The 8,310-nt window shown below is 66.1% G+C and carries 9 protein-coding genes; 2 read left to right on the top strand and 7 right to left on the bottom strand.

All coding sequences use genetic code 11. The annotated features are described in order from the left end of the window. Positions 1 to 261: 261 nt before the first annotated feature. From JUB11_RS31835 to JUB11_RS31820, 4 genes are all read right to left on the bottom strand, one after another. Positions 262 to 768 carry a tripartite tricarboxylate transporter TctB family protein gene (locus tag JUB11_RS31835; protein ID WP_207462824.1) on the bottom strand — a complete coding sequence of 169 codons (507 nt, stop codon included), beginning with the start codon at positions 766 to 768 and terminating at the stop codon, positions 262 to 264. Positions 769 to 872: 104 nt separating this feature from the next. Then, on the bottom strand, positions 873 to 1,883 hold the full coding sequence (locus JUB11_RS31830; RefSeq protein WP_247887465.1) for a tripartite tricarboxylate transporter substrate-binding protein: 1,011 nt from the start codon (positions 1,881 to 1,883) through the stop codon (positions 873 to 875). 449 nt (positions 1,884 to 2,332) lie between these two features. Further along, positions 2,333 to 2,944 carry a YitT family protein gene (locus tag JUB11_RS31825; protein WP_207462823.1) on the bottom strand — a complete coding sequence of 204 codons (612 nt, stop codon included), beginning with the start codon at positions 2,942 to 2,944 and terminating at the stop codon, positions 2,333 to 2,335. A gap of 178 nt (positions 2,945 to 3,122) precedes the next feature. After that, entirely contained in the window at positions 3,123 to 4,178 is a 1,056-nt protein-coding gene (locus JUB11_RS31820) for a hypothetical protein (protein ID WP_207462822.1), read from the bottom strand. 365 nt (positions 4,179 to 4,543) lie between these two features. Here JUB11_RS31820 and JUB11_RS31815 point away from each other — a divergent pair, with 365 nt between their 5' ends. Beyond that, complete coding sequence (locus tag JUB11_RS31815) at positions 4,544 to 4,933, top strand: hypothetical protein (RefSeq protein ID WP_348771548.1); 390 nt, start codon at positions 4,544 to 4,546, stop codon at positions 4,931 to 4,933. A 46-nt stretch (positions 4,934 to 4,979) separates the two neighbouring features. Here JUB11_RS31815 and JUB11_RS31810 read toward each other — a convergent pair whose 3' ends face one another. Then, positions 4,980 to 5,828, bottom strand: coding sequence for a DUF1989 domain-containing protein (locus JUB11_RS31810; RefSeq protein ID WP_207462821.1), 849 nt, complete (start codon positions 5,826 to 5,828; stop codon positions 4,980 to 4,982). A 203-nt stretch (positions 5,829 to 6,031) separates the two neighbouring features. Here JUB11_RS31810 and JUB11_RS31805 point away from each other — a divergent pair, with 203 nt between their 5' ends. After that, positions 6,032 to 6,712: a GntR family transcriptional regulator gene (locus JUB11_RS31805; protein WP_207462820.1), complete on the top strand. Its 681-nt coding sequence runs from the start codon at positions 6,032 to 6,034 to the stop codon at positions 6,710 to 6,712. A gap of 23 nt (positions 6,713 to 6,735) precedes the next feature. Here the strand turns inward: JUB11_RS31805 and JUB11_RS31800 are convergent, their stop codons facing one another. Together JUB11_RS31800 and JUB11_RS31795 are read right to left on the bottom strand one after the other, a co-directional pair. After that, positions 6,736 to 6,918, bottom strand: a complete 183-nt coding sequence (locus JUB11_RS31800) for a hypothetical protein (protein ID WP_207462819.1) — start codon at positions 6,916 to 6,918, stop codon at positions 6,736 to 6,738. A gap of 240 nt (positions 6,919 to 7,158) precedes the next feature. Continuing rightward, complete coding sequence (locus JUB11_RS31795; RefSeq protein ID WP_207462818.1) at positions 7,159 to 8,088, bottom strand: pirin family protein; 930 nt, start codon at positions 8,086 to 8,088, stop codon at positions 7,159 to 7,161. Between the last annotated feature and the right edge of the window lie 222 nt (positions 8,089 to 8,310).

Below are 8,310 nucleotides of genomic sequence, written 5' to 3'. Positions count from 1 at the left end.
CCGCCCAGTCCGGGCAGGACGCCGATGAGGACGCCCAGCGTGACGCCGATGAACATGTAGACGATGTTCATGGGATCGGCGAGCACACCGAAGCCCATGATGAGAGACGAGAGCGCTTCCACCGTATTCTCCCACACTTGGCCCCGCCGCGAACGGCCGGGACGGCACGGTGTTGATTGGTCCGGGACCGGGCGCGTCCGGTCCCGAAAGCGGGTGTCCGCCGGAGGCCGGAACCGGTCGCCCGGTGCCGGAAAGCCGGGATCAGTAGCCGAGCATCGCCTCGAGCGGGCCCTTGGGCAGCGGCACGAGGAACCAGATCTCGAACATCACGAACAGGGCCATCGGGATGAGGATGGCGATCGGCGCGATGATCTGCGGGCGGTACTTGCCGACCCAGGCCATGAAGAAGGCGATGAAGAGCGCCGAGGCGACATACATGCCCAGCGGATATATCAGCGCGACGAAAATGCACGAAGGCACGAAGACCTTCATGATCAGCTTGAGCTGGCCGCGCTCGACGAAGGCCTCTTGCCCGGTGCCGCGCGCGCGGATGGCGCCGACCAGCGTGCCGACGCTGGCGATGAACATCACCACACCGACGTAGAAGGGGAAATAGCCGGCTTCCGGGCCATCCGCGGCCCAGCCGTTGCCGACCCGGATGCTGTCCATCATCACGACGATGGAGGCGAGGATGAACAGCGCGGCGACGCCGATCTCGGCGGTGCGGACCGAGATGACGGCCCTTTCGTCTGAATTGTCCGTATGCATAGAACCACCACTCCGGTGAGCCGCCCCGGGACACCGCGGCGCCTGAGGGGCGCGCCGCGGCGTCTTCCGGAGCTGAGCGGTTTAAGCGAAGCTTGCTTCGCGCGTCACTTCGCGACGAAGCCGGCCTTGGTCATGAGATCCTTGTGCAGGGTCTCGGCCTCGCCGAGCCACGCCTTGAACTCATCGCCGATCAGGAACCTCCTGTCGAAGGCGCCCTTCTCCATGAAGTCCTTCCAGTCGGACGTGGCGCGCACCTTCTCGAACAGATCCACGTAGTACTGGATCTGGTCCTTGGTCACGCCCGGACCCATGAAGATCCCGCGCAGCATCTGATACTCGACCGGCAGGCCGGCCTCGGTGCAGGTCGGGATGTCCTTCCAGGCCTTGCCGTCATGCACCGGCTCGGAACCCTCCATGCGGGTCTTGCCGAAGGTGCAGAGCGGGTTCAAGGCAGCGCCGCGCCACTGCGAGACCGCCTCGATCGGGTTGTTCACGCTGGAGTCGATGTGGCCGCCGACCAGCTGCGCCGCCACGTCCCCGCCGCCCTTGTAGGGCACGTAGGTCATCTTGGCCCCCGTCGCCTGCTCGATGGCGGCGGTGATGATCTGGTCCTCCTGCTTGGAGCCGGTGCCGCCCATCTTCAGCGTGCCGGCCTTGGCCGCCTCGGCATACTCCTTGGGCGACTTGATCGGGCTGTTGGCGTTGGTCCACAGCACGAAGTTGTCCAGCGCCAGCATGGCCACCGGCGTCATGTCCTTCCAGGAGAAGGGCACGCCCGTGGCCAGCGGCGTGGTGAAGAGGTTGGAAAGCGTGATGATGATCTTGTGCGGGTTGCGGTTGGAGCCCTTGACGTCGAGGAAGCCCTCGGCGCCGGCGCCGCCCGACTTGTTGATCACCACCATGGACTGCTTCATCAGATTGTTCTTCTGGATGATGCCCTGGATCATCCGCGCCATCTGATCGGCGCCGCCGCCCGTGCCCGCCGGCACGATGAATTCGACGTTCTTGGTCGGCTCCCAGGCGGCCTGAGCCGCCGTGGCTGTCATCGCGAGGCCGCCGACGGCGACTGCGGTCGCCGTTACACAACGCATCAGATACGAGGTCGAGGTACCCATCGGTTTCCTCCCTTTTGTGCTGCAGGATTCTGTGGTCTGCACGCCGTCGGCCATGTCCTGTATGGAGCGCATCATGGGGCCGACACTGGAATATGGTATGTGGCATTTCAGAATTGCGCAACCTGATTCTCAGCGACACGAACAATCAGCCGAAAGAACTCTAAATCTGGTATGCCAGCTCTTTGGAGAAAAATGATCATTTCGCACGTGGAATTAAGGTCGGAGCAGGCCTGTCCTATCCTCTTTGGGTAGTCAACAGAGCATTTCCGCCAGCATAGTGGATCCGGTATTCAGGGATTTTTGATCTTGAATACAAAAGCCCAGCACGCTGGAATAAGGCATTCCAGATACGGAGCGCTTTTGAAAAGGATGGGAGCGCCCGGCAGGGGCTTTGTTCAAAGAGGCCAGGCCTCAGCGTCCGCGCGTGTTGCAGACTTGCGCCGGCACGTTCAATAGCCGGCGTAACGGCCGGGCTTGTGGTTGATGACGAGCACGAGGCTGAGCGCCACGACACTGGCCACAGAAAGCAGGAGGTGGAGCGGATCGAGGACGAAGAGGGCGGCCGCGACGATCAGGGAATCGATGCCCATCTGCACCTTGCCGGCGCGCCAGCCCTTCTTTTCCTGGAGATAGATCGCCAGCACGCCGATGCCGCCCACGCTGGCCTTGTGCCGCGCCAGTGCCAGCACGCCCATGCCCATCAGCGTTCCGCCGGCCAACGCCGCGAAGGCGGGCTCGACCGCCGCGATGTCCAGCACGCGCGGGAAAACCCAGCTCCACAGGGCGAGCAGCACATTCGTGGCGAGCGTCTTCAGCGTGAAGGCCCAGCCCATCGCCCGCACTGCGAACAGATAGAAAGGAATATTGATCGTGAAGAACAGGGCGCCGACCGGCAGTCCCGTGGCGTAGTGCAGGATGAGGGAGATGCCGGCCGCTCCGCCGGTGATCAGCTCCGCGCTCTGGAGCAGGGCGAAGCCGAAGCCGATGAACAGCGACCCCATCAGCAGCGCGTGCGCGTCCTCGAACGGAGTGTGGCGCTGTGCTGGAAGAATGGCCGTCATCGTGATGGAACCCCCCGAATGCCCCGATTGCTGCACCTGCACAGGTTAGCGCGATCCCGGCAAAAGGGAAGGGAGCGCGCGGGCATGGGAGGGTTTTGAAAAGAAACGGCGTCCGGCCCCCGAGAGGACCGGACGCCGCGTGAGCGCCCTGCTTGACCTCGTCCTGCTTGGCGGCGCCTTACTTGACGGCGGCCGGCTGGATCGGGTTGGCCGGTTCGCCCCCGGTCATGGCCTTGCTGCGGCTGGCGATGTCGCCGGTCAGGCGGGACAGGGTCTGCGTGGCCTCCGTCGCCGAAAGCTGCAGCTCCGACAAGCGCTTCTCGCTGACCGCGATCAGCCCGGCCGTCTCCTTGGCCTGCTGCTGGAGCGCCAGCACCGCCTCGCGGGCCTGGAACTCCTGCTGGCGCAGGGCGGCGAGCCGGCCCTGGGTGGCGTCGATCTCCGCCAGCCGCTGCACCATCAGGTCGGTGACCTCCTTGGTCTTGGCGGCGATATCGCCCTGCTGGAAGTGCAGGCTGCCCATCTGGTTGCGGACCGTCTGCATCTGGTCCTGGGTGGCCTTCGCCTCGACGCGCAGCCGTTCGACCTGCGCGGCGATGGCGTCGCGGTCACCCGAACGGGTCTTCAGGTCCACATACTGGGCCTGGAGCCGGTCGCGCTCGCCGTTCAGGGCACGGCGCTGGTCCTGGATGGTGGCGTACTTCGCCTGCAGATTGCCAAGTTCACGGGCCTTCGTCGCGAGCTGCGCCTTCAGCGACGCCTCGAGCGCCAGGCGCTGCGCCTGAATGGCGTCGCGTTCCTTGGCGAGGGCGCGGCGCTGGTCCTGGATGTTGGCGTACTTCGCCTGAACGTTGTCGCGCTCGCGCTGAATCTTCACGACCGCAGCCTGCATCGCGTGCTGCTGCGCCGCGGCCTGTGCGAGAAGGGCGTCGCGCTCCTTGGCGAGCGCTTGGCGCTGCCCCTGGACCGTGGCGTACTTGGCCTGCATGTTGCCTTGGCTCTTGGCGGCGGCGGCGAGCTGCCCCTGGAGGGCGTCGCGCTCCTGCTCCAGCACGGCGATGCGCTGTTCGGCCGCGTCCGCCCGGTCGCCCCGGCTTCCGGCAAGCGTCCAGCCGCCGACGGCCGCGATGATCGCGGCGGCGGAGACGAGGCCGAGGATCCGGCTGGCGCCGGCGGCGGGAACAAGGCTGCTCGGCGCCGCGGAAGCCCTGGTCGTGCCTTGGCTTTCGGTCATGGTCTTTCCCCTTACCTTTTTGGAAATGGCGCCTCCCCCCGGAAGCGCATTTGAGGACATCCTAGCGAAAAGCGCGGACGAATATAAGTCCCAAGCCGCACTCTTTTGGCGAGGGCAAGGATTCGCTGGATGTTTTAAAGATTAGTTACCTGGGATCGTGATAATAATCGCGGCGCCAGTCTTTTTCTTGCGCGCGGTCCGGCGGGCCGGCGCGGGAAAGGCGGGGCCATCACCGGAAGCAGTAACCTGAATGGTCGCGGGATGCCCCTTGTCCCGCCGGGGTTGTTCAGGAAGAATGGGCCGGAGGGCGAGTTGCCTCTAGCTCCAATGCCGTGATCCTTGTAGTCTGGCGCAGGAAAGTTGGAGTGCGCACCTTGCTTGACATTCACGAGCAACAACATCGCCGGACTTGGTCGCTTCTGCGCGAAGGGCAGGAGACGAAGGAGGTTCAGGTTGCCGATTTTTCGCGCGACGGTCAGCGCATCGTCGCCTTTCTCGACAACGACGTCCCGGCCGGTGGCGCGACGAACCCCTGGCCTCTGATCGCCGAGAGCTACGCCCGCGAGCAGGAGATCGGCCTCGCCGACGCGCGCTGGTACAATGTCAGCCCGCGGCGTTTCGCGAACGGGCGCCCGAACATCACCGAATATCTGGCCCACAACAAGAGCTGGAAGTTTGAGACGAACCTGAACCTGGCCCGTGACATCATCCGCAGCCTCGGGTTCGATCCGGACAACCTTCCGCTCGACATCTGACGCAGGCCGCCCGCCGCCCCCAGCGAGGCGGCGGGCCTTGTCCGCGTCATTTCTCCCAGTAACCCTTCTCGACCTTCATGCCGTGCGCGCCCTTGTAGGGGGCGACCTCCGGCGAACGCCAGCCTTCCAGCAGCGACTCTTCCAGCCGGTAGACCTCGATGCCGAGCGGACGGCAGACGTCGATGGGGTCGCGCGCGTCCGGCCCCCACAAGGGCACCGACAGGTCGCCGCCGGGGCAGGTGGACAGGGCGCAGAGCAAATCGATCTCCGCGAAGAACTCCAGGAAGTCGCCGGTCTTCGCGGGACAATCCCGCATGAAATACTGGTCCTGGCTGTTGAGGCCCGTGCATTGGAAGACGTTCAGCACGTCGTGCACGTCGAACTCGGTCAGCCCGTGCGGCGCCACCGCGCGGACCAGGTTCGAATGGCAGTGGAAGTGGAAATCCTCCCCCGTCAGGAGCCGGTTGACGTACGGGTCGCACCGCGTGCCGAGCAGATCGTGCACGCGCCCGCCATACGCGTCCACGCCATAGCCGGCGAGGCTGTCGGCGGTGATGGTGACCAGCGGGCGCAGGAAGGGCAGCGTCGACCACAGCCGGTCGAAGGTGCTGACATGCGCGCGCTGAAGCTGGCGCGAGCGCGAGGCCCACAGCCGCTCGCGCGGGTCGTGGGCGTTCCAGATGTTGAGGTCGCCGACCTGCGGCCCTTCCACCGTGACGATCCGGAAGACATGACCCGCAGGCACTTTCCAGGCCCGCCCGGTGCGGATGGGAATGGTGAAGGAGTCCACCAGCGTGCGGCCGTCCTGGCGGTCCGCGATGCGCTGGTAGAAGGGTTTGTCCACATGCAGGATCGAGCCTTCGGAGGCTTGATAGGCGGCGGGAAAGTCGGGCATCGGGTCACTCCGCTGTTGCGGCCGCATGGGCGTATGAGCCCGTCCAGGCCGTCCATTTTGTTGAACGATCCCGAGAGATCTGTCAAGGAACGGGCGCCCAGTCTGCTTTACGGCTAAGCTTGGCACCACTCGGGACCGTTCAACGATCCATCCGCCAGGGTTTCGCCCGGGCGGAGCAGCACGGAAGAGGAGACTGTTGCCGGATGAGGCTCGAAGGGAAGGGGGCGGAGGAGGGGCTCGCGTCCGCGGAGCGTGCTGCGCGGGCGTTGCGCGAGGCGATCCTGTCGGGCCGGCTGCCGCCCGGCGCCGCGCTGCGCGAGGCAGCGCTCGCCGCTGAGATTGCAGTGTCGCGCAACACCTTCCGTGAGGCGCTGCGGCAACTCGCGGCGGAGGGGCTGGTCGTCCAGCAGCTCTACAAGGGAGCGACGGTCCGAACCGTGTCGGCCGAGGATGTGCGTGACATATATATCGTCCGGCGCGCGCTGGAGCAGCGCGCGGTGGAAGAGAGCGCGCTCGCGCCCGAGGAAAAATTCACGGCGCTCGACCAGGCGGCGGCCCTGGTGGAGAAGGAGACCGGCCGAGCGGACTGGCGCGCCGCCGGCACGGCGAGCTTGCGCTTTCATCAGGCGCTCGTGGACCTGCTGGGAAGCCGGAAGATCAACGGCTTCTTTCACGGCGTGCTCGCCCAGTTGAGGCTCGCCTTCGCGGCGGCCCCCGATGAGGCGGGCTTCCAGGCCCCCTGGGCGGAACGGGATCGGGAGATCTACGACCTGCTCCGCGCCGGACGCCGCACGGAGGCATCGCTCCGGCTTTCGGCCTATCTGGCCGAGTCCGAGCGCGCCGTCCTGGACGCCGTGCGCGGCGCCGCCCGGCGGTCCGGCTAGGCGGGCGTAACCGGATGCAGCCTTCAGGCGGCCGATGCGGTCGTGTAGCCGGAGCTGTTGGCCGGGTGGGCGGCGGCCGGCTGCTCCGGGGCGGTGGTCCGGGGCAGGCTGCCCAGCACGCGCAGGCCGGCGAAGACGGCGATCAGAGTCAGGCCGAGGAGAAGGTCGGTCCAGTTGGTGACGATCGTCAGAGCGGAGATTTCCATCGCTCGTTCCTTTCCTGTGCAAGGTCCGGACGGCTCAACCGGGACGGGGCCATGACCGAACGCAAGACCATTACACAGCAAAGGACGGAGCTGTTGCAGCGCAACAACCGAAGTGGAGACCTGCAGTATTTTAATCAGGTTGGTCTTTAATGTATTCAATGACCGATCAGGCCGGGCGACTGCTTGTGACCGCACCAATCAGCCCGCTTGTCGAGAAGCCGTCCCGCCTCGCGTCCCTGGTCAGGGATAGCGCACGGGCGGGGGTTCCTCGCCAGGAAGGGGAAGCGGGTCGGGCTCGCCCGGGACGGGAGCGAAGCGGCCCGACCGCCAGTCCTGCTTGGCCTGCTCGATGCGCTCCTTCGAACTGGAAACGAAATTCCACCAGATGTGCCGGGGGCCGTCCAACGGCTCGCCGCCGAGAAGCAGCAACCGCGACGGCTCGGCGGCGGTGACGGTGATCGCGTCTCCGGCACGGAAAACCAGCAGCCGGCCGGCCTCGAAGCTGTCGCCCGTAACCTCGACGCGGCCGCTCACGAGATAGGCGGCCCGCTCCTCGTGCTCCGCCGGGATCTCCAGCCGCGCGCCTCTCTCCAAGACCGCGTCCGCGTAGAACATCGGCCAGAGGCTACCCGTCGGCGCCCCTTCGCCATACATGGCCCCGGCGATCAGCCGCACGCGCTTTCCCTCGCCTTCGATCACGGGCAAGGCATCCGCCCCGTGGTGGGAGAAGGTCGGGGCAATCTCCTCGTGCGCCTTGGGAAGGGCGACCCACATCTGGATGCCGAAAAGCGGGTTGTCGCGGGACCGGGCCTCGGGTGCCGTGCGCTCCGAATGGGCGATTCCGCTGCCGGCCGTCATCAGGTTGACCTCGCCGGGCCGGATCGCCTGAAGGGTGCCCAGGCTGTCCCGGTGCAGGATCTCGCCTTCGAAGAGGTAGGTCACCGTCGAAAGCCCGATGTGGGGATGCGGCCGGACGTCGAGCCCGCCGCCGGCGCTCAGCACCGTCGGACCCATCTGGTCGAGGAAGACGAAGGGACCGACCATGCGCTTCTTCGCGGAGGGGAGGGCGCGCCGCACCTCCAGCCCGCCGATGTCGCTGGTCCGTGGCACGATCACGGCTTCCAGGGCGGAGGAAGGCATCGGCTCAAAGCTGTCGTCGCGTCTGGTCATCGGCCCTCGCTTCGTCATGGCCCCGGACCCGGCCGGAGCGTTCCCAATGGTCGGAAGCGTAGCCGCATTCGGCGGCTCCGGCAAAAAATCCGCGCAGCTCTGAAAAAAAGCCCTTGCGAGCTCCTCGCCATCCGGCCTATATACCGCCTCCCCGACGCGGCGCCGCCGACCAGGCGATGACGCGAAAGGGGAAAGCGAAGGACAGGGCAAGCAGAGAGTAAG

This window comes from Azospirillum sp. SYSU D00513 (genome assembly GCF_017356015.1).
Lineage (GTDB): Bacteria > Pseudomonadota > Alphaproteobacteria > Azospirillales > Azospirillaceae > Azospirillum.
This window is presented reverse-complemented; position numbering and strand designations above follow the sequence as displayed.